Source organism: Sphingobacterium psychroaquaticum (assembly GCF_004421025.1).
Classification (GTDB): Bacteria; Bacteroidota; Bacteroidia; order Sphingobacteriales; family Sphingobacteriaceae; genus Sphingobacterium; species Sphingobacterium psychroaquaticum.
Genome location: NZ_CP038029.1, coordinates 3,992,971 through 4,017,466, shown reverse-complemented (window position 1 = coordinate 4,017,466; position 24,496 = coordinate 3,992,971). Strand labels below are relative to the sequence as shown.

The window sequence follows — 24,496 nt, the reverse complement described above, 5'->3', positions numbered from 1 at the left end:
TAGTCAGTTATATACTTGCTGTCGAGTATATCTAATTGACGTTCATGAGTAAGATTATCGCTTTCCTTTTTATTGTTTTTTGTTCGGTTCCAGCTTTTGCTGTAGGTTCTATGCATCATCACGCAGAGGAACGACGTGGCAATCTATTAGGAGAAGCTCAAATTGCTGGCGCGAGCTTTCAGCTCGTGTCCCTAGATAAAGCAACAGATATCCATGATGCTTCGCCGCTAGACACTATACACACTGAGCCAACTAAAGCCGAACCTACAAAAGCAGAACTCTTCAACCTCGACGTCCTTTTCCGGGCCGCGTTGAATGCTGATAACTTCAATCAGGAAAGCGCACGCACCCGAATGAATCTCGATGATATCCGGTTGTTACTCCACGGACGATACAACGAAGACCTTAGCTACAAAGTACGCTTTCGATTAAACCGTTCTTTCGCCCCGACTGCACTTGATAACAGTTCGGCTGCGTTGGATTATGCCTATATCGATTATAAGTTTGGAAAACATAGAAACTGGTCGATGACACTTGGTAAGCAAAGCGCGATGGTCGGTTCGTACGAGTTCGAAAACAATCCCATCTATGAGCTTATTTTTACCGACTACATCAACCATGTCGTCAACTTGTTTGTCGTTGGTGGAAAGCTTAGCTATGCGATAAATCCCAATCAATCTTTTCATGTTCAGTTGTACAATACGGTGAACAATACTTTGGAAAATCATATCCAGAATAACGGCTTCAGCAAGGGCGATCTGAAACAGGCAAAAGTACCGATGGGCGCTTATTTTACCTGGGTTGGCGCATTTGCTGACCGAAAGATACATACCAAATGGTCTTACAATATAGCACAATTTGCACAAGGTCACACCAATCATGGAATTGCGCTCGCAAACAAATATCAGACGGCAAAACAGATGGTATACCTTGATTTAAACTACACAAAACAAGGTGTGGATCATGCGCTATTGGCATCTCAGGCCATAAACGATTTTTATGCCTACACCGGTGGAGACAGACAGCTCGCACAAAATGTCGTTTACAAATCGGCGATCGCGCGATACGATCAGTTTATTACCACTAAGTGGGAACTGGCGTTAAAAGGCGGAATAGAAAGTGCTACACACCGGGACGATGAAACAGTCGGAAAGAACTTTAGAACGAACTACACATATTTTGCAGCAATACAGCATAAACCCTTCAAAAAGCAGGACTTACGCTTCTATCTAGGCTATATCGGGAATACGGTTTCCTTTGCGGATCGATTGGCGATTGGCGACAAAAAGTTTAATAGGCTTGCGCTAGGAGGATATTTTACAATCCCTGTATTGTAAGCAACAACAACAGATAACAAACACAACTATGCGATTAACACCCCGTGAAACCGAAAAACTAATGCTGCATATTGCTGGAGAGCTGGCAGCGAAGCGCCTGAAAAGAGGTGTCAAACTCAACTACCCTGAAAGTATTGCTTACATCAGCGCGGAGCTGATGGAGCGTGCACGTGATGGAAAAACTGTTGCTGAGTTGATGCAATATGGCACCACATTGCTAAAGCGTAGACAAGTGATGGAAGGTGTGCCCGAGATGATACACGATGTACAGATTGAAGTAACCTTTCCAGATGGTACAAAATTGGTTACGGTACATAACCCTATTCGTTAACGATTAAAAATATAAAACATGGTTCCAGGAGAGTATTTTTTAAGAGGTGCAGAAATCAAGGCGAATGTCGGCTATCGCACCACCACTATTTCGGTTGCTAATACGGCGGATCGCCCGATTCAAGTAGGGTCACATTACCATTTTTTTGAAGTAAATAAAGCGTTAGAGTTCGATCGTGAGGAAGCATTCGGCATGCGTTTAAATATTCCGGCTAGTACCGCGGTGCGCTTTGAGCCGGGAGAAAAGAAGTCTGTAGTCTTGGTGGAAATTGGTGGCGCGAAAGAGGTTCATGGCTTCAATGGTTTAACCAATGGGAAGCATACCAATGAGAAAGTGAAAGCTGCGGCTATTGCTAAGATGAACAAGTTAAAGTACAAATCGACTAAAACATTAGATAAGTAACGGTATGGGAGATTGGAATAGAAGAGACTGGATAAAAGTCATGGGACTCGCTACAGCGGGTATTGCAGTAACCAAGCTTAATGCATTGGGGCTCGAAAAGTTAGGGTTAGATAAATCATCGATCCGTTATATCGATGGCGAGCTATACATTCCACGCGACAAGTACGCTTCGCTTTTTGGACCTACGACAGGCGACCGGGTGCGTTTGGCGGATACAGAACTGCTTATTGAAATTGAAAAAGATTACGCTGTGTATGGCGAAGAGAATAAGTTTGGTGGAGGTAAAACGATCCGCGATGGTATGGGGCAATCTGCTCGTGCATTACGTAATGAGGACGTACTCGATTTCTGTATCAATAACGTAATTATTATTGACCATTGGGGTATTGTGAAGGCTGATGTGGGCATGAAAGACGGTAAGATCGTTGGTATCGGTAAAGCTGGAAACCCCGATGTACAGGACGGCGTTACCCCAGGGATGGTTATCGGAGCTTCGACCGAAGTACACAGTGGTGCAGGGATGATCCTGACGGCAGGCGGTATCGATACGCATATTCACTTTATCAGTCCGGCACAGGTAGAAACAGCTTTGTATAGTGGTGTGACCACATTTATTGGAGGGGGGACAGGTCCTGCTGATGGTACCAATGCAACAACGGTAACCTCTGGAAAGTGGTTTATTCATAAGATGTTGGAAGCTTTTGAAGATTTACCGATCAATGTCGGAATTTTTGGAAAGGGAAATGTTTCGACTATGGAGCCAATCAATGAGATGATCGAAGCGGGAGCGCTCGGGGTTAAAATCCACGAAGACTGGGGAGCGACTATTTCGACTATTGATACAGCATTAAAAGTGGCTGATAAGTACGATGTACAGGTTGCTATCCACGCTGATACATTGAATGAAACAGGTTTCCTAGAAGACACTGTGGCAGCGATCGATGGGCGTGTTATCCACACGTTCCATACGGAAGGAGCAGGAGGTGGGCACGCACCGGATATTATTAAGATTGCGATGTATCCGAATATTTTGCCGGCATCGACTAACCCAACGAAACCGTTTACTATTAATACGGTGGAAGAACATTTGGATATGTTGATGGTGTGTCACCACTTGGATAAGAACGTGAAAGAAGATGTTGCTTTCGCCGACTCCCGGATTCGTCCGCAAACAATTGCTGCGGAGGATATCCTGCAAGATATGGGGGTTTTCTCTATCATGAGCTCGGATAGTCAGGCGATGGGACGTGTAGGAGAAGTAATTTCACGCACGTTTCAAACGGCACATAAGATGAAGGTGCAGCGCGGTTTCTTAGCGGAGGATAAAGCCAATGAAAATGATAACTACCGGGTGAAGCGTTATGTGTCGAAGTTTACGATTAACCCGGCAAAAGCACATGGTATTGATCGCTATGTGGGTTCTATTGAGCCTGGTAAGTATGCCGATTTGGTATTGTGGAAGCCTGAGTTGTTTGGTGTAAAACCAGAAATGATTATTAAAGGAGGGATGATCGTTAGCTCGAAGATGGGCGACACAAATGCATCGATTCCTACGCCGCAGCCAATTATTTACAGACAGATGTTTGGTCACTATGGAAAAGCGAAAACAAGTACCAGCTTCAACTTTGTGTCTAAAGTATCGATAGATAACGGAACCATTGCCTCCCTTAATCTTTCGCGCAAGAGCTTGCCGGTAGTCGGCTGCCGCACCGTAATGAAAAAAGATATGGTGCACAACAATGCGACCCCGGAAATCATGGTAGATCCAGAAACATATAATGTGACCGTTGACGGGGTGCTGGCTACGTGTGAGCCGCTGAAAGTGCTTCCGATGGCGCAGCGTTATTTCTTGTTTTAATGCTTGTCTCGAACGACATAAAAGGGAATATATATACATCAGACCAGTTTGGGGAACGGGAGATTGACTTCTTGGAACTGGATTGGTTTGATGTCGAAAAACGTGTCATACGTGCCATCACGGTAGGTAAACGAGAAATTGGTTTCCGGAATTTTGCAGACCGGTTACTGGAAGATGGGGATGTGTTGGTTGATGATGGAGCGACTTGCATCGCTTTGCGGATCTTACCGTGCAAGAGTTTGGTCATAAAACCAAGGGACGCCCGAGAGATGGCCATAGTCTGTTTTGAGATTGGAAACCGCCATCTCCCGATGGCAATAGATGATCAAGCTTGTTTGGTCGTGGTTTATGAGTCGCCGTTGCATGAACTATTGAAGCGTGGAGACTTTGTGGTGGAAATTAGCGATAAAGTAATCAGTCAGGCACAAACCCTAAAAATACACGAATGGTCTGTACAGACTAGTTTTAAAATAACATTAGCACCAACGATTGATGAATCCATTATTGACATTATTACAGATTAATGATTCGGTTTTCCCAATCGGAGGATTTACACACTCCTATGGGCTGGAGACTTATATCGATAAACGTATTGTGAAAGATAGTGCAACGGCGGAAGCTTATGCGACATCGATGTTGCGGTATAGTTTCTATTACAATGATGCAGCTTTCTTTTGGGAAACGTGGAAGATATGCGAAAAGCGTGCGACCAAAGATAAGTTGCTGGCTTTGGATCGTTTTATTACGACGTTGAAGTCTCCCTCTGAAATACGTGATGCCAGTAAGAAGCTGGCTATCCGCTTCCTGAAGGTGGTTGAAAATCTAAAGTCGGTGCGCCGCTGTAAGAGTTACCTCGAATCGATCCAGTCCGGCAGAGCGCATGGGCATTACGCTATGGCTTTTGCGATGTATGCACATTCGCAACATATTAGTTTTGAAGATGCTTTGAGTGCCTTTTACTATAATTCGCTGAATGGTATGGTGACCAACTGTGCCAAATTGGTGCCTATTAGCCAGATGGATGGTCAAAAGATTCTATTTAAACTGCAGCCCTTGATTCGGGAACTCGTCGCTAAACAGAAGGAGCTGGCTGAGGATATGATTGGTAATTGTTGCGTCGCGCAGGATATTCGGTGTATGCAGCACGAGAAGTTGTATACGCGTATTTACATTTCTTAGGAAGTAGGAGGTAGTTGGTGGAAAGTAGTTGGTAGGGAGTCGTTGGTAGTTTGGAGAAGGGAGTGCGTAGTTGGTAATGAGTAAAGGAGGGGAATAGGACTAAGGAGTAAAGACTGCCACGACGTGCTTCCTCAACGGAAAAAATGTAGGGTTGTGATGCTCTTCGCTGGCGCGAGCCTGTGGCTCGTGCCTTATAGATGTTGATATAGCACTTCGACAAGCTCAGTGTGACATTGCTTTTGTGGGGCATCCTAGTTCGCCTGAGACAAGAAGAAACGACAATCTTGATAAACAAAGCAAAGGTCTCCTACTGTAGGGGCTGGGATTGTTCCCTCCCTTGGAGAGAAAATGAAATAGTAAAGAAGTAAAAAAATGAACAGAAATTATGTAAAAATTGGCGTTGCCGGTCCGGTTGGCTCGGGTAAGACAGCCTTAATAGAACGATTGACACGTGAGATGTCAAAAGAGTACAGTATTTGTGTCGTCACAAACGATATTTATACCAAAGAAGATGCGCAGTTCTTACAGAAGAACTCCGCCTTACCAGCGGAACGTATAGCAGGGGTGGAAACTGGTGGATGTCCGCATACAGCGATTCGTGAAGATGCTTCTATGAATATTGAAGCGGTTGAGGATTTAGCAAGGAAGTTTCCGGACACACAAATCATCTTTGTGGAGAGTGGGGGCGATAATCTTACGGCTACTTTTAGTCCAGATTTGGCCGACGTAACCATCTTTGTAATTGATGTAGCTGAAGGCGAAAAGATCCCAAGAAAGGGCGGCCCGGGCATTACACGCTCAGATTTGCTTTTGATCAATAAGATTGACCTTGCTCCTTATGTTAACGCAGATTTAGGTGTTATGGAGCGTGATGCAACACGGATGCGTGGTGAACGTCCTTTTATTTTTACAAATCTGATGACGCTTCAGGGGTTAGAAGATGTGAAGAGTTGGATTAAAAAATACGCTTTGCTGGAGCAGTAAGATTATTGAAGTATGGATAGTATTATTAAGATCAATGCGGAAAGGGAAGAACGAGGGACCGTGCTGAAAGAGAGTTTTCATAATGCCCCGTACAAGTTAACCCATTACGGTAGTGCGAAGGCACAAGATCATTTAGAGATGATTGTTATGAGTGCCTCTCCCGGTATACTGGATAGAGATTCGCTGTTGATGGATGTTCATGTTAAAGAAGATGCTTACCTCAAGCTTTTCACACAGTCCTTCAATAAACTCCACCCGATGCAATACGGCGCTTCGCAAAATATAGATGTTAGGCTGGCCAAAGGCAGTGTTTTTCAATACGTGCCACATCCGGTCACGCCGTTTAAAGATTCTATTTTTAAGACAGTCAATCAAATCTATATGGATGCCGATTCGACCTTAATCTGGGGTGATATTATCAGTGCCGGCCGTATTTATATGAACGAACGTTTTGTCTTTACGAAGCTCCATTCCATCACCAAGATCTTTAAGGATGGAGCATTGAACTTTATGGATAATCAGTGTCTACTTCCGAAAGAACAGCCTATTGAAGATTTGTTGTTCTTTGAAGGATATACCCATCAAGCGACCTTGCTTTTCTCGGGGCCTTATGCGAAAGATTTAAAGGTAGAACTGGATGAAATTCTAACAGCGGAATATGCTGACGTTATGTTTGGTTTCACGCAGTGTGCCGAGGATACCGTATTGCTACGTGCTATGGGAAGCGATGGGGAGCTGTTGTACAATTTTCTGGGCATGTTGGCGCAGATGTGTTGGGTGTTTACCCAAGATCAGATTCAAGTGCAAAGAACAAAAAGCTCTATAGAGCAAGCAGATCCTACGACACATGTGGTGGCGAAGGCGGATAAGCCCAGAGCTAAAACTAAACCTGCTATGGAGAAGAAGCGTGCAAAGAAAAAAGCAGCCTAATTCTAAGAGGATAGATGTGTTATAGAAGAGGGGGCATAGAAGCGATTCTTGTATACAGATAAATTGGGAGACAGCACAGTGAATAAACAAAATGTTCTGGAAGACACACTACTTATTGAGTGGTATGAAGTAAATAAGACTTTATTTAATAGAAAAACCGTAGGTGGAACTCCTGTTACGGTACGTAGAGATGTTGGACAATCAATAAAAAATGAAGAGCTTATTTCTACAGTGGACGGTATGGTTGTGCGTATCCGTATTAAACCGTGTACCTGCATGATTTTGACGACTGAAAATATGGCGACTTTGGGAAGTTTTTGCTTTGATGTCGGAAATCGACATTTACCTGTTTTTTTGATTGGTAAAAGCGTAGCTGTGGCATATGATGCGCGTCTTTACCAGGCGTTGAAAGGTAAATACGGGGAGGAGGTATCTCTTTGTTTGGAAACGCTGGACCCTGTATTTGTGCTGAAGGCATTTGGTAATTTTTTGTAATCACCAACTGCACCAACTGTCCTAGCGCATTTCCGTGTTCCTAACCATACAATAATCGTTGAATCTGTGGGACAGGGAGATTCCTGCGCATGGAGGTATGTTGTCGAATAAATGACTATCCAAGCAGCAACATATAATACTTCATGGCTTTTCTTTCAAAATGGAAGAAAGACATTGAATTTTCCTAAAGAAGGGATTAAAACAAAATGAGAAAGTGAAAACAATACCTCCATAGGCTTTGACAGGCTCAGGATAACAGATTTGTCATCCTGAGCAATTAGGCTCTACAGCATGAAGTAGTTGATAGGATTGATTTTCCGGTCGTTCAGTAATATTTCATAATGTAGGTGCGTGCCTGTACTTCTTCCTGTACTACCCATATGGCCTACAATATCTCCCGCTTCCACTTGTTGTCCTTCTTTTACACTTGTTCGTATAAGGTGTGCATAGCGAGTTTCATAGCCATTGCTATGCTTTACTTTTACAACGTAGCCATAATCTCCTTGATACCCAGCGAACTCCACACGGCCTTTTGCCGTGGCCTTTATTGGGTCTCCGGTGTTGCCTTTCAGGTCAATGCCTGAATGCATCTCTATTCCCGTGTTAGTAAATGGATTTCTTCGGTATCCGAAAGGCGAAGTAATATTTCCAGGATGCGGTACTCCCAATGGAACGCCATCAAGTTTTTTCTCTAATGTTTTGAGCTGTTTGTCGTAAAAGGCAGAAAGTTCAATCAAATTGTCTTCCTTCTCTATTGGACCTCCGACATTTTTTAGTGCGATCTCCTGCATGCCTCGTTTTTTCATCTTTTTATTGATGCGTTCTAACGTGCTGTCGATCGCGTGAATAGATTTTTTCATTTCATCAGCCGTCATCTGGCTGTTCATCTCCTCTATTTCCAGTTGTTTATTCTGCTGTCTAAGTTCATTGATTTTCTTTCCGTAGGCTTCGGTGTATTGTTCAGATGTTTGGTGTCGAACAAAATAAGCAATGGAGAAAATTATAATAGCAATAATGCTAGCTGCGGAAACAAGAATCTTTTTCCAATGTGTTAGCAAGAAGCTGGGTATTTGTATGCTCTTCGTAGATGTACCGTCCGGCGCAACGATCAATACAGAAGTTTTTTTCTTTAACATAGTGTCAATTATAAAAACATTTTTTCAATAGTACAAGCTTCAAAGGTATGCTAATAAGGTCTTTACAATCTCTGTTTTTACGTTTTTTAACATTTTTTTGTCGATTTGCGCCAAAAAAAGCCTTTTTGTTAATTGCTTTCGTAACAAAGTGGTATTTCAGTTTTTGACATCAGGAGCGCTGACCTGAGCGTATTGAAGGACGAACAAAGTATGGTCCCTGTTTCAACAACCCTCTAAAAAGCTTTCGGCAGGCTCAGGGTGACATTGCCTGCTTATCTCGACAGGTTAAACATAAAAAGCCTGTAACTCCTTCACTTCTTACCCCCTTAACTCTTCCCTTCTCAAGGCTGCTACTCTCACAAAAAATAAGCACCTTTGCACATGTCATTCGCAACAAAATTGATGGCTTGGTATCAAGCGAACGGTCGAGATCTTCCTTGGCGGAACACGAAAGATCCGTATGTTATCTGGCTGTCGGAAATTATTTTACAGCAAACCCGAGTAGAGCAGGGCCTCCCATATTTTAATAGATTTTTAGCGGCTTATCCCGATGTAGTTGCTTTTGCGGAGGCGGAGGAAGCTGATATTCTGCGTCTGTGGCAAGGGTTAGGTTATTATTCTCGCGCTCGAAATATGCATAAAGCTGCAAAGACGGTTGTCGCTGCATTCGATGGGCGTTTTCCCGTTCGTTATGATGAGGTAATAAAATTGAGTGGTGTGGGCGAATATACGGCTGCCGCCATAGCTTCATTTTCAAGTAATGAGGCAAAAGCTGTTGTCGACGGTAATGTGTATCGAGTCCTGTCCCGATATTTTGGAATTGATGTCCCAATAAATTCCTCGGGGGGAAAGAAAGTGTTTGCAACACTCGCACAGGAAATGCTGGCTGTAGAGCAGGCTGCTGTCTATAACCAAGCAATTATGGATTTCGGAGCGATGCAATGCAAGCCAAAGGGAGCCCTGTGTGAAACTTGTATTTTCCGATTAGAGTGTGTTGCTTATCGTGATGCACAAGTTACTACGTTACCCGTAAAGCTAAAAGGGAAGACAAGTAGAAATCGATATTTCCATTATTTTTTGATTGTCAAGGACGATGCTATTATGATGGCACAACGGGGAGAAGGAGACGTGTGGACTAATCTATTCGAGTTTCCGATGCTTGAGACTGAAGGGGATCTTGATCTTGGGGATTTGTACGATAATGAGTTGTTTGGACATTATTTTGAGTCGGACATTGCCATGCGACCTATCGGTCAGACAATCAAGCATGTGTTGAGTCACCAGAATATTTATGCGCGCTTTTATTTGGTCGATAGCGCTTCGAAAGTGAAAAATAAAAAAACCGAATGGAATTACTATTTGTTAGAAAAAATAGATAAATTAGCTAAACATAAACTAATCTTCGCTTTTCTCGAAAAGAATAGACAACTAATTAACCTTAAATTATAGTTATGGCGAGCGTAAACAAAGTAATCTTAGTGGGGCACTTGGGTAAAGACCCAGAAGTCCGTTATCTCGAGGGGAATATCACTGTAGCTAGTTTTCCATTAGCAACTTCAGAAACATATACCAAGGATGGTGTGCGAATGCAGCATACGGAGTGGCATAATATTGTAATGTGGCGTAATCTTGGTGAAATGGCAGTAAAGTACTTGAAAAAAGGAAAGCTCGTATATATCGAAGGGCGCTTGCGTACGCGGAATTATGAAGACAGGGATGGAAATAGACGCTTTGTGACGGAAATTGTAGGAGAAAGTTTTAAGCTGTTGGGACGACCTTCCGACTTTGCACAACCAGCAAAAGAAACTGCCGTAGAGAATGCTGCTGATCCTGAAGAGAAGGAACAAGATGTAGACTTTATGGAAAATAATAACGATACAGACGGTTTACCGTTTTAAATAAGAATACCAGAGCACCAGTCGCCAGACTGGTGCTTCTATGAATAACGATCGCTAGCTGGCGGCGTGTTAACAATCACTTTGCTATTTCATTGACTCATTTTTTTGCTGTATATTTGTCGACTATGTTGCAAGATAAAATTAAGCAGTATACCGAAGAAATCAACCAGTTCAAAGCGACCTCAGCTGCTGAGGTTGAGGCTTTCAGATTGAAATTTCTAGTATCCAAGGGAGTTGTAAAAGCATTGTTTGATGAGTTTAAAGCTGTTTCTGTAGAAGAGAAGCGTGCCTTAGGGCAGGTGCTCAATGAGTTTAAGCAGCTGGCTGAACAGAAATTTACAGAGGCACAGGAGGCTTTCTTAGGAGCAGGCGCAACGCAGGGAGCACCTCAGGAAGGTGATTTGACACTTCCTGGAGAGGGTTTTCAGTTGGGGGCACGCCACCCACTTTCGTTGGTGCGGAAAGAAATCGTTGAGATTTTTAAGAAATTAGGTTTCATCGTTTCCGAAGGGCCAGAAATTGAAGATGATTGGCATAACTTTTCTGCGCTTAATTTTCCGCCTGAACACCCTGCGCGGGATATGCAGGATACCTTTTTTGTGGAGAAAAAGGAAGGTAACGATATTGCATTACGAACACATACTTCATCGGTTCAGGTTCGCTTGATGGAAATGGGGAAACCACCGTTCCGTGCAATTATGCCTGGGCGCGTATATCGTAATGAAGCTATTTCTGCACGTGCACATTGCTTCTTCCATCAGGTAGAGGGTTTGTATGTAGACGAAAATGTTTCCTTTGCAGATTTAAAACAAACATTGTTTCATTTTGTACAAGAGCTGTATGGCGAAGGTACAAAAGTGCGTTTCCGTCCTTCCTATTTCCCATTCACCGAGCCGTCGGCAGAGATGGATATTTCTTGTACGATTTGTAAAGGCGAAGGTTGTCAATTATGTAAACAATCAGGTTGGGTAGAAATCTTAGGTTGCGGTATGGTGGATCCGAACGTATTGGAAAATTGTGGTATTGATAGCCAAAAATATTCTGGTTTCGCGTTTGGCATGGGAATCGAAAGAGTAACAAATCTAAAATATGAGATACGTGATTTACGTTTGTTCTCCGAGAATGACGTACGTTTCTTGTCACAGTTTGAAACAGAGATTATCTAAACATGTTCAGAAAGATTACTTACATCGTGTGTTCCTGCTTGCTAGCCATTGCTTTTAATAGCTGTTCTGGCGGTAGTTGTAATGTGGTGCCGAGTCGATCTTTTGGAACGCGAATTAGTCAAGCCGAGCATATTGGTGTTTATTCTCCTGGCGGATATGCTTACGCGGAGGGCGGATATGCTGGCTTGATTGTATACAATATGGGGACGCAGAGTGCTCCTCGCTTAGTGGCTTATGATCGATGCAGTACTGTAAATCCAGAACAGGGAAATAAAGTGCGTGTTGAAGGTCAATTAATCATTGACCCTGTCTCGGGCGCTAAGTGGTTGTTGATGGATGGTTCGCCTGCAGAAATTGCTGAATGTCCTTTAAAACCCTATGCCGTAACACAGCAAGGGTCTAGTTTTTTTGTGCAAAACTAACTTATGGAATCTGATAAAGTCATATTAGCGATTAAAAAATCTGCGCGTGAACTTTTCAGACGCTATGGTTATAATAAAACAAGTGTCAATGAATTGGCTAAGCATGCCAATATAGCCAAAGCAACCTTTTACAAGCATTTTTCTAGTAAAGAATTGATTCTGCACGCTGTGCTTATGGATTATATCCGTGAGAATGTAGAAGATATCTTGAATACGAATGTGCGCGAAAAGGACTTGTCGACTTTTCTTGCTACGACAATCCTTAAAGTGAGTCGCGTAACATATACGGTATGTAACGAATTCGTAGGCTGGGAGTTTATTCGAGAGTCTGCTAATGCGCAGGAATATTTGAAAACACTGTCCGATGATTTAGAGTTTCTCTTGTTGAGCTCTTTTATTCAGAACCAAACCATTGCCGAAACTGTACCTGAAGAGAATCTTACCTTTTTGATAAAATCCAGTAAAAATATTGTGTTTTCCTTCGCTTTTACCGGTGTAACCGAAGCTGACGTACGAAAAAATTTCATCTCCTTCCAAAAGGAAATCCTACCTTATTTAGTTCAAGCAACTTTGCTCTAGTTTTTAGTTCATTGTTTTGTGATTGTAGTTTTATTCTGTCAACGACGGTCTATCAGCTACTCTCTACGATCTACTCCCCACCAACTACCTACTTCCTATTAACAACTCATAAAAAAAATGTATTTTTGCACCCATTATGGGTAGAAGAATTCCACAGGACAAAAAATTTATTTCCGGCGTACATATTATTGATATTGCGGAAGAGGGAAAAGGTGTTGCAAAACAAGATGACCTTGTTATGTTTATTGAGAAGGGAATTCCCGGAGATATTGTAGATGTGGAGCTTTTGCGAAAAAAAAAGAGCTTTGCTGAAGGTCGTGTTGTTGCCCTTACTACTCCCTCAGAGCATCGAGTAGAACCATTTTGCCCACATTTTGGTGTTTGTGGTGGTTGTAAGTGGCAGAATATGAACTATGATGCCCAGTTGTCCTTCAAGCAGCAATCTGTAGATAATGCTTTAAAGCGCTTAGGGAAAGTGGATACCGCCATGATGGAGCCTATCTTAGGATCCGAACAAACTGAATATTATAGAAATAAACTCGAATATACATTCTCGAATAAACGTTGGTTGACATCTGTAGACGATGAAGTAAAACCTGATGATTTGAATGCGCTAGGCTTTCACGTACCGGGGCGTTTCGATAAGATATTAGATATTGACCATTGTTTCTTGCAGCAAGACCCTTCTAATGCTATCCGTAATACAATCAAGCAATTGGCTTTGGAAATGGGGATTACATTTTATGATCTTCGTGCGCATGAAGGTGGTCTACGTAATGTAATTATCCGCACAGCTTCGACAGGCGAAGTCATGCTGATTGTTGTTTTTGCATATCCGGAAGAAGGACAAGTAGAACAGTTGATGACGGCAGTAGCTGATCGTTTCCCAGATATCGTTTCTTTACTTTATATCGTGAATCAAAAGAAGAACGATACCATTTTTGATCAGGATATCCATGTTTTTCGTGGTAGAGATTTTATTTACGAAGAGATGGAAGGCTTGAAGTTTAAAGTAGGCCCGAAATCTTTTTATCAAACGAATTCAGCTCAAGCATACGAATTGTACAAGATTACACGCGACTTTGCGGGATTGAAAGGTGACGAATTGGTGTATGACCTTTACACAGGGGCAGGTACGATCGCAAACTTTGTGGCTAAATCAGCGCGCGAAGTAATTGGCGTAGAATATGTGCCTTCAGCGATTGAAGACGCGAAGATCAATTCGGAAATCAATAAGGTGTATAACACAAAGTTCTATGCGGGTGATATGAAGGATGTGCTAACCGCAGATTTTATTGCAGAACACGGTAAGCCACAGGTTGTTATTACTGATCCGCCGAGAGCGGGTATGCATGCTGATGTTGTGAACAGAATATTGGAGATGGAGGCCGAAAAGGTGGTGTATGTTAGCTGTAATGCTGCGACACAAGCGCGCGATCTAGCGCTCCTTCAGGAGAAATATAAGGTGGTGCGTATAAAACCTGTCGATATGTTCCCTCATACACAACACGTAGAGAATGTTGTTTTGCTAGAATTGAAAGGATAAATATGGATATTGAAGATTTGATGGCAGGAGGAGAGGGGCAGGAAGCCGGAGGGCAACCTAGTCCACTCAAAAGCCTAAAAGTAGATCTTGATTTTTATAAAGAGTCGATAAAAGAGGTCGCAACAGAGATGATGGCGGAGGGTTATACCCTATACCCGATTTTTGTGGCACATCAGCACGAAATAAGTATTGGTGAAATTGTGCTCGATAAGAACGAATTGAATACGCAGTGGTCCATTCATGCCAGCTCCTTAGAAGAGTTTGTGGAACGTGGCTTAATAAAAGATGATCGGAAAGCGTACTTCGAAAAAAGCTTTAAGAATGCCAATGCGTATATGTGTCTGTTTGTGGTTGTGCCAGAGGGAGCAAACTTTGTGTTTTATCCCTATTAAAAAATTAAAACTTTTTAACATTGTCGAGTCTAAACATTTGTTACTTTTAGATAAATGTATTTCAAGATAGAGAACAAACTAATTAAGGGGATTGTGAGCTGTTTGCTCATGATTTTACTATCACATACAGGTTCGGCACAAACGGCCGGGATGTCTGGTATTGTCCTGGAGAAGGGCGGAAGTACCCGTATTTCGGAAGTTAATGTAACCAACCTCCGGACAAAAAAGAAAGCCTTGACCAATACTTTTGGGGTGTTTATTATTGAAGCTTTTGCGGGAGATAGTTTGTCTTTTACAAAAACAGGGTATGGGCCGGTAAAAACGGTACTGTATACACAAGAGGACATTTTAATCGAGATGCAGCCCGGTTTAACGATTGAAACCGTTGTGGTGAGCCGTCGTTCGCGGGAGGCAGAAATGCGAGACATGTTGGAAGACTATTCAAAGAAAGGGGTCTATAATGGAGGTAAAAATTCGGTAGGGACTTATCTAAATAGTCCTGCTACGGCATTATACAATCTTTTTGGTCGAGATGCTAAAAATGCAAAACGCTTTGCAAAGGTGATGGATCGGGAGTTGGAAGAAAATCAAGTGGATAAAGTGTTTAATAAAACCTCCGTGAGTGCATTAACTGATTTGACAGGCGATGATTTACAGTCTTTCATGGATTTGTACCGACCTTCATTCAGTACGGTTCAACATTGGGGACAATATGATTTTATGAATTATGTGAAGACGTCCCTGGAAAGTTGGGAAAAGAATGGTCGCCCTAAATCACTTCGATTACCCAAGCTAGAAATCCCGGTACAGGAACGGTAGTTTTTAGAAAAGTTGCCGTATGATGAAGCGATGTTATTTTTTTGGCATCAGCTTTGTTTATAACTAATTTATTACAAAAGGAAAACAAGATATCGGTATGAAAATAAATAAAAAAGTAGCTATTTATGGCTTATCTGTAGCAACATCGGTGATGTTGTTATCTAGTTGTGCGACAATTCAAAACGCAAGTAATGCTGCCAAAGGCGGTACAATTGGTGGTGTTGCAGGTGCAGGTATTGGTGCGCTAATCGGAGGGAAAGCCGGAAATACAGCAATTGGTGCACTTGCGGGTGCTGCGATTGGTGGTGTTGCCGGAACTTTGATCGGTAAGAAAATGGATAAGCAAGCGAAGGAAATCGAAAATACGGTTGCTGGTGCTGAGGTTATCAAGGCAGATGAAGGTATCATTGTGAAATTCGATGAGGGTATTTTGTTTGACTTCAACAGCTCGACATTAAAAAGCGCTGCAAAAACCAACATTGGTAATTTAGTTGCTACTTTAAATAAAGAGCCAGGAACAGAAATTATGGTTATTGGACATACGGATAATGTTGGTACGTTAGCCGCGAATCAAAAAGTTTCGGAGTCTAGAGCGAATGCTGTAAAAGCTTTTTGTGTAGCGCAAGGCTTAGCTTCATCACGTGTAAAAACAGAAGGAAAAAACTTTTCTGAGCCCATCGCCTCTAACGATACAGATGCTGGTCGTGCAGAGAATCGCCGTGTAGAGATTGTTGTGGTAGCGGGTGATAAGATGATTCAAGACGCAAAAGCAGAAGCGGGTAAGTAATCCACTTCTAAAATATAATGGAAAGGCGCTGGTGTTAAGGTATACATCAGCGCCTTTTCTGTTTGAATGGTTTACGTATGTAAAAGGATGGTTTATTCACAGGTCTTATGCTTCTTGATGTGTATTCAGACCTATCGACGGCAGGAAATTTCTGAGCATTATTAGCTATTCAGTACCCGTCCTTGTTATTCCCGATCAATTGCGCTGTATTATCAATAGCCCCTCCTTTTGCCTCGTTTGGGATGACGGTATAGGCTATACATCGTAAATTTGGGCGGGAGAAGCTCAGTCTTTATGAACTACCAGCCGCACACTACCAAACCATGAACTACTAACTACTAACCACCAACTACTAACCGCCAACTACTAACCACCAACTACAGGTAAGCAACAACGCACTATCAATTACCTGCTAACAATCTCTGCCAAAGTGGCATCTTTTCGAGTTTTTATTCCTAACTTTGTAGTCTTTTATATTGCATTATGTTAGAACTAGAACATACAACAAAAACACACGATGAGTCCCGTCAGGGAGAGGCGTTGGATATGCTTCCTACAGGGAAGTCGACGGGTCGGAAATTGTATATCGAGAGTTATGGTTGTCAGATGAATTTTTCTGATAGTGAGATTGTTGCTTCCATTTTGGTGGATAACGGTTTTGAGACAACTAAAGACTATAAAGAGGCTGATGTTGTATTTATCAATACCTGTTCCATTCGGGAGAATGCAGAGCAACGTGTTCGAAATCGATTGAAGGAATTCGAGTCTGCGAAAGCAAAAAATCCAGGAATGGTCGTTGGCGTCTTGGGCTGTATGGCGGAGCGTTTAAAGTCTAAGTTCCTGGAAGAGGAAAAGCTGGTTGATGTTGTTGTTGGGCCTGATGCTTACCGTGATTTGCCGAACTTGATCGGCAAAGTAGATGATGGAGCTAAGGCGGTAAACGTATTACTGTCTCGGGAAGAGACTTATGCAGATATCAATCCTGTACGGTTAAACTCTAACGGTATTTCGGCATTTATATCGATTATGCGGGGGTGTGATAATATGTGTTCTTTCTGTGTTGTTCCTTTTACGCGTGGTCGTGAAAGAAGCAGAGATTTCCATTCTATTGTGAAGGAAGCACAAGATCTTTTTAACGCAGGTTATAAAGAAGTAACGCTATTGGGACAAAATGTAGACTCGTATAAATATACTGCACCTGTTGCAGAAGGTGAGACGCCACAACCTACGGTAAACTTTGCACAATTATTAGCTATGGTTGCAGAAGTAAGCCCGGAGCTTCGAGTACGCTTCTCCACTTCACATCCCAAAGATATTACGGATGAGGTACTGCATACAATGGCGCGTTACGAGAATATTTGTAAATACATTCACCTTCCGGTACAATCGGGTAACTCCCGTGTTTTGGAGTTAATGAATCGTACATACGATCGCGAATGGTATATGGAGCGGGTGGATGCGATTCGTCGTATTATTCCGGAATGTGGCATCTCAACGGATGTTATAACTGGTTTCTGTACAGAGACCGAGGAGGAGCATCAAGAAACCCTTTCGATGATGGACTATGTGAAGTATGATTTTGCCTATATGTTTGCGTATTCTGAAAGACCAGGAACTTTAGCGGCAAAGCGCTATGAAGATGATATCCCTGAGGATGTTAAGAAGCGCCGTTTAACGGAAGTGGTTAATAAACAGCAAGAGCATAGCTTATACCGGGCACAAAATTTTGTGGGTAAAGTGCAAAAAGTATTGATCGAAGGGTTTTCAAAACGCTCTGATCAAGATTTCTGTGGTCGAAATGATCAAAACACGATGGTTGTTTTTCCGGTCGATGAGCGTTTCAAACGTGGACAGTACGTTCATGTGATGGTGGAACGTTGTACATCAGCAACGTTGATGGGAAAAATCGTAGACTAAATTCTAAAATGAGAAATCAGCGTGGATAATCAAGATATAAAAAATAGATTCGGCATTATCGGAAACTCTCCGCTGTTGAATCGGGCTATTGATGTCGCTAAGCAAGTAGCACCGACAGATATTTCCGTGTTGATTCAAGGAGAGAGTGGTGCTGGTAAAGAAGTTTTTTCGCATATTATTCATCAGTTAAGTGCCCGAAAACACGGCCCTTTTATCGCTGTTAACTGTGGCGCTATCCCTGAAGGGACGATTGATTCAGAGCTTTTTGGACATGAAAAAGGCTCCTTTACAGGTGCGCACGAAGCGCGTAAGGGTTACTTTGAAGTTCAAGATGGTGGAACAATATTTCTGGATGAGGTGGGGGAGCTTCCTTTGGGAACGCAAGCGCGATTGTTGCGGGTACTGGAAACGGGAGAGTATATTCGGGTTGGTTCATCTAAAGTGCAAAAAACCAATGTCCGTGTCGTAGCAGCGACGAATGTAGATGTATTTGAAGCGGTAAAGAAGGGTAAGTTCAGAGAAGATTTATATTATCGTTTAAATACGGTGCCTTTACGGATACCTTCCTTGCGAGAACGAAAGGAGGATATCAATCTCTTATTTCGAAAGTTTATTGTTGATTTTTCAGACAAATATCGTAGCCCAGGCGTGCAATTGACGCCTGATGCGCAGGAGCTTCTGATGAACTACAGCTGGCCCGGGAATGTTAGACAGTTGAAGAATATTGCTGAACAAATAGCTGTGTTAGAGAAAGAGCGTGTTGTTGATGCATCTATATTGGCGAAGTACTTACCCATGGAGCAGCAAAAATCAACACTTCCAGTTTTTGTGAAAGATGGTGGTAAAGAAGATTTCTCCGAACGGGATCTTTTGTATAAAGTCCTTTTTGATATGAAAAAGGATATGGTCGACCTCAAAAAATTGGTAGTTGAGCTTATCCAGCAAGGAGTGAACTCAGGAACATTTGAACAGAATTCATCCTATATCAATCAGCTTTATGATGAAGTGAGTCCTGCACCAGCTGCTTATTTGCGGGAGGAGATGTCTGCACAACAACCGACATTAACTATTCATAATCCAAGTCAGCCTACGATTGGGAATGGTGATTACATGCCTTACGAAACGCAGGATGCCGAAGAGGTGGAAGAGTCGCTTTCATTGGTGGAGAAAGAATCAGATTTGATAAAAAAAGCGCTTAAAAAGCATAAAGGTAAACGTAAAGCCGCCGCAAAAGAGCTCGGTATTTCGGAAAGAACCTTATATCGTAAAATTAAAGACTTAAATTTAGATTAATACTATGAGACGGTTTCTGCTGCTGTTGTCTTTTATGGTTGTCGTGACGTTAACTTTTAACGGCTGTGGCGTGAAATACGGTTTTTCGGGAGGATCTATTCCGGCAAATATGAAAACCGTGAACGTACAGTATTTTGAAAATATCGCACCGATGGTATATCCGACATTAAGTCAGAATTTTACGGAAGGGTTAAAAGAACGTATCCGTAATCAATCGCGCTTAAGCCAGGTAAATGGTGATGCAGACGCAATGTTTGAGGGCGTGATTACAGGTTATGATATTGCGCCGGTAGCGGTAGGCGCGAATGATAGAGCAGGGATGAACCGACTTACCATCACGGTAAAAGTAAAATATACAAACCGTCTGGATGAGACGGGAGAAAGCAATTTTGAACAATCTTTCTCGCAGTTTAGGGAGTTTATGCCTCCTATTCAAGGAAAAGAAGAGGGGACTATCCCGGAAATTATAAAGTTGTTGACGGAGGATATTTATAATAAAGCCTTTGCAAATTGGTAGGAGATTATATGGAGAGTAGCAGTTTATCATTAGCGCAAGCGTACCATCAGGCATTGGTAGATCCGAAAGGACTTACGACGGCCGATTTTAATCGCTTGTTATCTAAATTTCCGTATTCACAGCCTTTGCATTTTGCGTATGAGCGTCGTCGTTTTTTATTGGGCGAGCTCGATAGTTTAGATGGAAAAGCTATTTTGATGGCTAATAATCCGAGCTGGCTCTATGATTACGTGCAACTTGCCGTGCAGGATGTGCCTTCGATAGAGGTGGTTGATGATGATTATGTTCCATTTGAAGACCTATCGTTGCAGACTTTAGAGGAAGAGATTGTGGATTCGTCTGCGGTAACTAAGGAGATCGATGAAGAAGAGGTTGTTGAAGTCGGGGCTGATGAAACAACGGTTGTTGAAGAGGAGATAATTCCGGAGGAGGCTGTTGTCGTGGAAGAGAGTCAGGCAGCCATCGAGGAGCGTGAAGATGAAGCCGAATTGAAGAACTTAGTGATTGAGGGCATCGGCGGTGGTGATTACTTTGCCTTGCATGCACGGGAGGAAAAGCAAAAAGCGGAAGCTGCAGAAGTCGTGGAGACAAAACAACCTGAAATAGATGAAGAGCCGGAAGATGTAAGTCTGTACAATGACGATCTGATGCCGTATAGTTTTCGTTGGTGGTTGCATAAGACGCGTTTGGAGTATGCCGATACCTATCAGCCTTTTGTGTTTTCTAGTAGTGAGAAAACAGAAAAGATGCCATTTGATCCGGCAAAGCTAGATAAGCTTGTTTTAGATCAACAGATCCGTCAAAATATTATCCATTTCCAAGATCCAGAAGATAAATTAAGTGAGGAAATCAAGCAACGTGTTGTACAGGTTGTGGAGAAGAAGAAATCGAGTGAAGTGATTGAGCGTTTCATTCGAGAAGAGCCGCAGATACAACCGCCATCGGTGGATCACCTTAATACAGAGAATAAGGCGCGAAAGAGCTCTGAGGAGCAGTTTAATTTTGTAACAGAAACCTTAGCGACGATTTATGCAAACCAGGCGATGTATGTGAAAGCGATTGAGGTGTACAAAAAATTAATTTTGAAATATCCCGAAAAAAAATCGTACTTTGCGACCCGTATAAAGGAATTAGAAGAAAAACTATATTAACTGAATAAAAAAATGCAAACATTTTTGATTATCCTGATTGTCTTAGTAAGTGTGTTATTAGCATTTATCGTGTTGATTCAGAACCCAAAAGGAGGAGGTCTGTCATCAGGATTTGCTGGAAGTTCCAATCTTATGGGCGTGCAACGTACAGGTGATTTCTTAGAAAAAGGAACATGGGGATTGGTTATTACATTGATGGTTTTATGTATTGCTTTCAATATTTTAGGCCCTTCAGCAGGTTCAGGTAGATCAGGTGGTCTTGGTGATCAAATTGAAGCGCCAGTACAACAAGCGCCATTAAATTTAAATAATCCTGCACAACAACAAGCTCCAGTGAAAGCACCGGCAGCTGCACCAGCAGATTCAACAAAATAATTTTCCATCGTATTGATGGTGCTAAAAGCCCTGCATTTTTATGTGGGGCTTTTTTTGTAAAGATCGCCACACCCTTGTGCCTCGGGTTCGCGATGACGAATAGTGGTGAGCGTGCAGTTTGTCACCATGCGATCACTGCATATCCGGAGGTCGTCATCAGGAAGAGAATGGATACTGGTCTGTCATTACGAGGAGCTTTAACGACGCGGTGATCTTTTGTCGTGACCAGAAAGTGACAGTCTGACATCTCGGTGCTGCCGATGACCGTTGTTTTTTGTCAAGCAGTGCAAAAATGGCAAGAAAAACGGCCTTTCCTGCTTTGGCATAATTGGTGATGTAACAGTATACGGAAGTGCTTCGTCAAGAAGCGGTGTGCGCTATTTGGTTTGCCGAATGGTTAATTACCGACTCATAATTTTATACGAATGCACTTTCGGAGTTAACATAAATTGAAAAAATAAAACTAAAATAATTATGGCTTTAAGTATTAAACCTATTGGTGACAGAGTTGTTGTTGAAGCAGCTCCAGCAGAGGAAAAAACGGCATCAGGTATCTACATCCCTGATACAGCAAAAGAGAAACCTTCTCAAGGAACAGTTGTAGCCGTGGGCACAGGGAAACCTGAAGAACCACTTACAGTTAAAGTTGGTGACAATGTATTGTATGGTAAATATGCCGGTACAGAAATCACTTACGAAGGAAAAGAGTACTTAATTATGCGTGAGTCTGATATCTACGCAGTACTGTAAGCAAATTAAAATAGGTATAAATTAAAAAAGTAAAAACATTGTACAGTACCCCAGGATGCGATGTCGCACTGTAAGGTACTTCTTAACAATTGAATATAATGGCAAAGCAAGTAAGATATAACGTTGAAGCACGTGATGCACTGAAAAAAGGTGTAGACACATTAGCAAATGCAGTAAAAGTAACTTTAGGCCCTAAAGGTCGTAACGTAATCATCGAGAAAAAATTCGGTTCTCCAATGATTACTAAAGATGGTGTTTCCGTAGCTAAAGAAATCGAATTGAAAGATGCTTTAGAAAACATGGGTGCACAGATGGTGAAAGAAGTAGCTTCTAAAACAGCTGATCAGGCGGGTGATGGAACTACGACAGCTACTGTATTGGCGCAAGCTATCATCGCTCCAGGATTGAAATCTGTTGCTGCTGGTGCAAATCCAATGGATTTGAAACGCGGTATCGATAAAGCGGTTTCTGTTGTTGTAGCGAACTTGAAAGATCAATCTCAAGTTGTAGGTGCTGACAATAACAAAATCAAACAAGTAGCAACAATCTCTGCGAACAATGACGATGTTATTGGTTCTTTGATTGCTGAAGCGATGGAAAAAGTAGGTAACGATGGTGTTATCACTGTTGAAGAAGCGAAAGGTACAGAAACTGAAGTGAAAACTGTAGAAGGTATGCAGTTTGACCGTGGTTACTTGTCTCCTTACTTCGTGACAAACTCTGACAAAATGGAAGCGGAGTTAGAGAACCCATACATTTTGATCTACGACAAGAAAATCAGCAACATGAAAGAATTGTTGCCGATCTTGGAAAAACAAGTACAAACAGGTAAACCATTGGTGATTATTGCGGAAGACTTAGATGGCGAAGCATTAGCTACTTTGGTTGTAAATAAAATCCGTGGTTCACTGAAAGTAGCTGCTGTTAAAGCGCCAGGGTTCGGTGACCGTCGTAAAGCTATGTTGGAAGATATTGCTATCCTAACTGGTGGTACTGTAATTTCTGAAGAAAGAGGTTACAAATTAGAAAATGCAGAACTTTCTTACTTAGGTCAAGCTGAAAAAGTAGTTGTTGACAAAGATAATACAACAATTATTAACGGTTCTGGTAATGCAGATGATATCAAAGCTCGCGTTGCACAGATTCGTTCTCAGATTGAGACAACGACTTCAGATTATGACCGTGAGAAATTACAAGAGCGTTTAGCTAAATTGTCAGGTGGTGTTGCGGTTCTTTATGTAGGTGCAACTACTGAGGTAGAGATGAAAGAGAAAAAAGACCGTGTTGATGATGCTTTACACGCTACACGTGCTGCAGTTGAAGAAGGTATCGTTGCTGGTGGTGGTGTTGCTTTCATCCGCGCTACTGAATCTTTAGCTGGCCTTAAAGGAGAGAACGAAGATGAAACAATCGGTATCGAAATCATCAAACGTGCAATCGAAGAGCCTTTACGTCAAATCTGTAACAATGCCGGTATCGAAGGTGCGGTAGTTGTTCAGAAAGTAAAAGAAGGTACAGCAGATTTCGGTTACAATGCGCGTACAGATCGTTACGAGAACTTAATTGGTGCTGGTGTTATCGACCCAACTAAGGTTTCACGTGTCGCATTAGAAAATGCAGCTTCTATCGCATCAATGTTGTTGACAACAGAATGTGTATTGGCTGATGAACCAGAAGAAAATCCAGTAGGTGCCGGTGCTCCTCCAATGGGTGGCGGTATGGGTGGAATGATGTAATATCATTTCCTTACTAAAAAATAAAGGCTGCTTGTGTATACAGGCAGCCTTTGTTTTTTAGTAAGAAATACTATTTTCTTCCTGTATAAGCTTCTACCACACATTTCTATATATACTGTACAGTAAAATAACCACGATCAGTACCTTGATCGCACTTTCTCCAAACAGAATCTTCCGCCATTTCAGTATCCTTGCATTGGGGTTTTTAATAAAACGATACCCGTAACCTAGCGTAAGGTACGGTATGAAAGGAATGAGCAATGCATTTTGCTGAAAGGCTTCTTTCAGGTGACCGTTTAACAGCTGGTGCAACGCCCGCTGAGAGCCACAACCAGGGCAGTCTAGCCCTGTCAGACTTTTCATCGGACATTTTGGGAACCACGCACTTGTCTCTGGATCATACTGCTTGTAGATATAAGCAAACCCGAGGAACAGCATCGTTAATCCGCCAACCAAGAGGAGTTGATATTTTTGTTTTTGAATCACTTTTCCGATA

Annotated in this window: 27 protein-coding genes; 25 read left to right on the top strand and 2 right to left on the bottom strand. The window is 42.2% G+C overall.

Going from position 1 to position 24,496, the window contains the following annotated elements; translation table 11 throughout:
* The first annotated feature begins 44 nt into the window (after positions 1–44).
* The 9 genes from E2P86_RS16565 (at position 45) to E2P86_RS16525 (ending at position 7,516) form a co-directional block, all read left to right on the top strand.
* Positions 45–1,337 carry a porin gene (locus E2P86_RS16565; protein WP_240775532.1) on the top strand — a complete coding sequence of 431 codons (1,293 nt, stop codon included), beginning with the start codon at positions 45–47 and terminating at the stop codon, positions 1,335–1,337.
* Positions 1,338–1,365: 28 nt separating this feature from the next.
* Positions 1,366–1,668 carry an urease subunit gamma gene (ureA, locus tag E2P86_RS16560; protein WP_085473339.1) on the top strand — a complete coding sequence of 101 codons (303 nt, stop codon included), beginning with the start codon at positions 1,366–1,368 and terminating at the stop codon, positions 1,666–1,668.
* 18 nt (positions 1,669–1,686) lie between these two features.
* Positions 1,687–2,070 (top strand): urease subunit beta, encoded by a 384-nt coding sequence (ureB, locus tag E2P86_RS16555; protein WP_085473338.1) that lies wholly within the window; start codon positions 1,687–1,689, stop codon positions 2,068–2,070.
* A gap of 4 nt (positions 2,071–2,074) precedes the next feature.
* Positions 2,075–3,928 (top strand): urease subunit alpha, encoded by a 1,854-nt coding sequence (gene ureC / locus E2P86_RS16550; RefSeq protein ID WP_134433797.1) that lies wholly within the window; start codon positions 2,075–2,077, stop codon positions 3,926–3,928.
* Positions 3,928–4,452, top strand: a complete 525-nt coding sequence (locus E2P86_RS16545; protein WP_134433796.1) for an urease accessory protein UreE — start codon at positions 3,928–3,930, stop codon at positions 4,450–4,452. Before ureC ends, E2P86_RS16545 begins: the two co-directional genes overlap by 1 nt.
* Positions 4,421–5,107 (top strand): urease accessory protein UreF, encoded by a 687-nt coding sequence (locus tag E2P86_RS16540; RefSeq protein WP_134433795.1) that lies wholly within the window; start codon positions 4,421–4,423, stop codon positions 5,105–5,107. Before E2P86_RS16545 ends, E2P86_RS16540 begins: the two co-directional genes overlap by 32 nt.
* Before the next feature lie 444 nt (positions 5,108–5,551).
* Positions 5,552–6,091 carry an urease accessory protein UreG gene (gene ureG / locus E2P86_RS16535; RefSeq protein ID WP_449448553.1) on the top strand — a complete coding sequence of 180 codons (540 nt, stop codon included), beginning with the start codon at positions 5,552–5,554 and terminating at the stop codon, positions 6,089–6,091.
* 12 nt (positions 6,092–6,103) lie between these two features.
* Positions 6,104–7,021, top strand: coding sequence for an urease accessory protein UreD (locus tag E2P86_RS16530; RefSeq protein ID WP_134433794.1), 918 nt, complete (start codon positions 6,104–6,106; stop codon positions 7,019–7,021).
* A gap of 78 nt (positions 7,022–7,099) precedes the next feature.
* Complete coding sequence (locus tag E2P86_RS16525; RefSeq protein ID WP_085473332.1) at positions 7,100–7,516, top strand: urease accessory protein UreE; 417 nt, start codon at positions 7,100–7,102, stop codon at positions 7,514–7,516.
* Between the two features lie 284 nt (positions 7,517–7,800).
* On the opposite strand, the gene E2P86_RS16520 is transcribed toward E2P86_RS16525, so the two are convergent.
* A complete protein-coding gene (locus E2P86_RS16520; protein WP_085473331.1) occupies positions 7,801–8,652 on the bottom strand; it encodes a M23 family metallopeptidase in 852 nt (283 codons plus the stop codon).
* Between the two features lie 381 nt (positions 8,653–9,033).
* On the opposite strand from E2P86_RS16520, the gene mutY reads away from it, so the two are divergent.
* The 16 genes from mutY to groL all read left to right on the top strand — a co-directional run bounded on the left by mutY (position 9,034) and on the right by groL (position 24,000).
* Positions 9,034–10,101, top strand: a complete 1,068-nt coding sequence (gene mutY / locus E2P86_RS16515; protein ID WP_134433793.1) for an A/G-specific adenine glycosylase — start codon at positions 9,034–9,036, stop codon at positions 10,099–10,101.
* 2 nt (positions 10,102–10,103) lie between these two features.
* On the top strand, positions 10,104–10,550 hold the full coding sequence (locus E2P86_RS16510; RefSeq protein ID WP_085473329.1) for a single-stranded DNA-binding protein: 447 nt from the start codon (positions 10,104–10,106) through the stop codon (positions 10,548–10,550).
* 125 nt (positions 10,551–10,675) lie between these two features.
* Positions 10,676–11,716 (top strand): phenylalanine--tRNA ligase subunit alpha, encoded by a 1,041-nt coding sequence (pheS, locus tag E2P86_RS16505; protein ID WP_134433792.1) that lies wholly within the window; start codon positions 10,676–10,678, stop codon positions 11,714–11,716.
* A 2-nt stretch (positions 11,717–11,718) separates the two neighbouring features.
* The gene (locus tag E2P86_RS16500; RefSeq protein ID WP_085473327.1) at positions 11,719–12,138 is read left to right on the top strand and encodes a hypothetical protein; all 420 of its coding nucleotides are present in this window, start codon (positions 11,719–11,721) and stop codon (positions 12,136–12,138) included.
* Positions 12,139–12,141: 3 nt separating this feature from the next.
* Positions 12,142–12,717 carry a TetR/AcrR family transcriptional regulator gene (locus tag E2P86_RS16495; RefSeq protein WP_085473326.1) on the top strand — a complete coding sequence of 192 codons (576 nt, stop codon included), beginning with the start codon at positions 12,142–12,144 and terminating at the stop codon, positions 12,715–12,717.
* A 136-nt stretch (positions 12,718–12,853) separates the two neighbouring features.
* A complete protein-coding gene (gene rlmD / locus E2P86_RS16490; protein WP_085473325.1) occupies positions 12,854–14,263 on the top strand; it encodes a 23S rRNA (uracil(1939)-C(5))-methyltransferase RlmD in 1,410 nt (469 codons plus the stop codon).
* A gap of 2 nt (positions 14,264–14,265) precedes the next feature.
* Entirely contained in the window at positions 14,266–14,655 is a 390-nt protein-coding gene (locus tag E2P86_RS16485; protein WP_085473324.1) for a hypothetical protein, read from the top strand.
* Between the two features lie 108 nt (positions 14,656–14,763).
* A complete protein-coding gene (locus tag E2P86_RS16480) occupies positions 14,764–15,474 on the top strand; it encodes a hypothetical protein (protein ID WP_134433791.1) in 711 nt (236 codons plus the stop codon).
* A 97-nt stretch (positions 15,475–15,571) separates the two neighbouring features.
* A complete protein-coding gene (locus E2P86_RS16475; protein WP_200811800.1) occupies positions 15,572–16,261 on the top strand; it encodes an OmpA family protein in 690 nt (229 codons plus the stop codon).
* Positions 16,262–16,744: 483 nt separating this feature from the next.
* Positions 16,745–18,178: a tRNA (N6-isopentenyl adenosine(37)-C2)-methylthiotransferase MiaB gene (miaB, locus tag E2P86_RS16470; protein WP_085473321.1), complete on the top strand. Its 1,434-nt coding sequence runs from the start codon at positions 16,745–16,747 to the stop codon at positions 18,176–18,178.
* Positions 18,179–18,199: 21 nt separating this feature from the next.
* Positions 18,200–19,471 (top strand): sigma 54-interacting transcriptional regulator, encoded by a 1,272-nt coding sequence (locus E2P86_RS16465; RefSeq protein WP_085473320.1) that lies wholly within the window; start codon positions 18,200–18,202, stop codon positions 19,469–19,471.
* A 4-nt stretch (positions 19,472–19,475) separates the two neighbouring features.
* The gene (locus E2P86_RS16460; RefSeq protein ID WP_085473319.1) at positions 19,476–19,988 is read left to right on the top strand and encodes an LptE family protein; all 513 of its coding nucleotides are present in this window, start codon (positions 19,476–19,478) and stop codon (positions 19,986–19,988) included.
* A gap of 8 nt (positions 19,989–19,996) precedes the next feature.
* The gene (locus E2P86_RS16455; RefSeq protein ID WP_134433790.1) at positions 19,997–21,139 is read left to right on the top strand and encodes a hypothetical protein; all 1,143 of its coding nucleotides are present in this window, start codon (positions 19,997–19,999) and stop codon (positions 21,137–21,139) included.
* A 12-nt stretch (positions 21,140–21,151) separates the two neighbouring features.
* A complete protein-coding gene (gene secG, locus E2P86_RS16450; RefSeq protein WP_085473317.1) occupies positions 21,152–21,514 on the top strand; it encodes a preprotein translocase subunit SecG in 363 nt (120 codons plus the stop codon).
* Positions 21,515–21,988: 474 nt separating this feature from the next.
* The gene (locus tag E2P86_RS16445) at positions 21,989–22,264 is read left to right on the top strand and encodes a co-chaperone GroES (RefSeq protein WP_085473316.1); all 276 of its coding nucleotides are present in this window, start codon (positions 21,989–21,991) and stop codon (positions 22,262–22,264) included.
* A 98-nt stretch (positions 22,265–22,362) separates the two neighbouring features.
* Positions 22,363–24,000 carry a chaperonin GroEL gene (gene groL, locus E2P86_RS16440; protein ID WP_085473315.1) on the top strand — a complete coding sequence of 546 codons (1,638 nt, stop codon included), beginning with the start codon at positions 22,363–22,365 and terminating at the stop codon, positions 23,998–24,000.
* Between the two features lie 93 nt (positions 24,001–24,093).
* Here groL and E2P86_RS16435 read toward each other — a convergent pair whose 3' ends face one another.
* Positions 24,094–24,486, bottom strand: a complete 393-nt coding sequence (locus E2P86_RS16435) for a DUF2752 domain-containing protein (RefSeq protein WP_134433789.1) — start codon at positions 24,484–24,486, stop codon at positions 24,094–24,096.
* Between the last annotated feature and the right edge of the window lie 10 nt (positions 24,487–24,496).

Bases quoted from the DNA above. Each gene is read 5' to 3' on its own strand.
- E2P86_RS16540 (WP_134433795.1), top strand. From the start codon at position 4,421: ATGAATCCATTATTGACATTATTACAGATTAATGATTCGGTTTTCCCA.
- miaB (WP_085473321.1), top strand. From the start codon at position 16,745: ATGTTAGAACTAGAACATACAACAAAAACACACGATGAGTCCCGTCAG.
- pheS (WP_134433792.1), top strand. From the start codon at position 10,676: ATGTTGCAAGATAAAATTAAGCAGTATACCGAAGAAATCAACCAGTTC.
- E2P86_RS16545 (WP_134433796.1), top strand. From the start codon at position 3,928: ATGCTTGTCTCGAACGACATAAAAGGGAATATATATACATCAGACCAG.
- E2P86_RS16510 (WP_085473329.1), top strand. From the start codon at position 10,104: ATGGCGAGCGTAAACAAAGTAATCTTAGTGGGGCACTTGGGTAAAGAC.
- E2P86_RS16495 (WP_085473326.1), top strand. From the start codon at position 12,142: ATGGAATCTGATAAAGTCATATTAGCGATTAAAAAATCTGCGCGTGAA.
- E2P86_RS16445 (WP_085473316.1), top strand. From the start codon at position 21,989: ATGGCTTTAAGTATTAAACCTATTGGTGACAGAGTTGTTGTTGAAGCA.
- ureC (WP_134433797.1), top strand. From the start codon at position 2,075: ATGGGAGATTGGAATAGAAGAGACTGGATAAAAGTCATGGGACTCGCT.
- secG (WP_085473317.1), top strand. From the start codon at position 21,152: ATGCAAACATTTTTGATTATCCTGATTGTCTTAGTAAGTGTGTTATTA.
- E2P86_RS16565 (WP_240775532.1), top strand. From the start codon at position 45: ATGAGTAAGATTATCGCTTTCCTTTTTATTGTTTTTTGTTCGGTTCCA.
- E2P86_RS16530 (WP_134433794.1), top strand. From the start codon at position 6,104: ATGGATAGTATTATTAAGATCAATGCGGAAAGGGAAGAACGAGGGACC.
- E2P86_RS16475 (WP_200811800.1), top strand. From the start codon at position 15,572: ATGAAAATAAATAAAAAAGTAGCTATTTATGGCTTATCTGTAGCAACA.
- E2P86_RS16455 (WP_134433790.1), top strand. From the start codon at position 19,997: ATGGAGAGTAGCAGTTTATCATTAGCGCAAGCGTACCATCAGGCATTG.
- E2P86_RS16520 (WP_085473331.1), bottom strand. From the start codon at position 8,652: ATGTTAAAGAAAAAAACTTCTGTATTGATCGTTGCGCCGGACGGTACA.
- mutY (WP_134433793.1), top strand. From the start codon at position 9,034: ATGTCATTCGCAACAAAATTGATGGCTTGGTATCAAGCGAACGGTCGA.
- E2P86_RS16500 (WP_085473327.1), top strand. From the start codon at position 11,719: ATGTTCAGAAAGATTACTTACATCGTGTGTTCCTGCTTGCTAGCCATT.
- E2P86_RS16480 (WP_134433791.1), top strand. From the start codon at position 14,764: ATGATTTTACTATCACATACAGGTTCGGCACAAACGGCCGGGATGTCT.
- E2P86_RS16460 (WP_085473319.1), top strand. From the start codon at position 19,476: ATGAGACGGTTTCTGCTGCTGTTGTCTTTTATGGTTGTCGTGACGTTA.
- ureA (WP_085473339.1), top strand. From the start codon at position 1,366: ATGCGATTAACACCCCGTGAAACCGAAAAACTAATGCTGCATATTGCT.
- groL (WP_085473315.1), top strand. From the start codon at position 22,363: ATGGCAAAGCAAGTAAGATATAACGTTGAAGCACGTGATGCACTGAAA.
- rlmD (WP_085473325.1), top strand. From the start codon at position 12,854: ATGGGTAGAAGAATTCCACAGGACAAAAAATTTATTTCCGGCGTACAT.
- E2P86_RS16485 (WP_085473324.1), top strand. From the start codon at position 14,266: ATGGATATTGAAGATTTGATGGCAGGAGGAGAGGGGCAGGAAGCCGGA.
- ureB (WP_085473338.1), top strand. From the start codon at position 1,687: ATGGTTCCAGGAGAGTATTTTTTAAGAGGTGCAGAAATCAAGGCGAAT.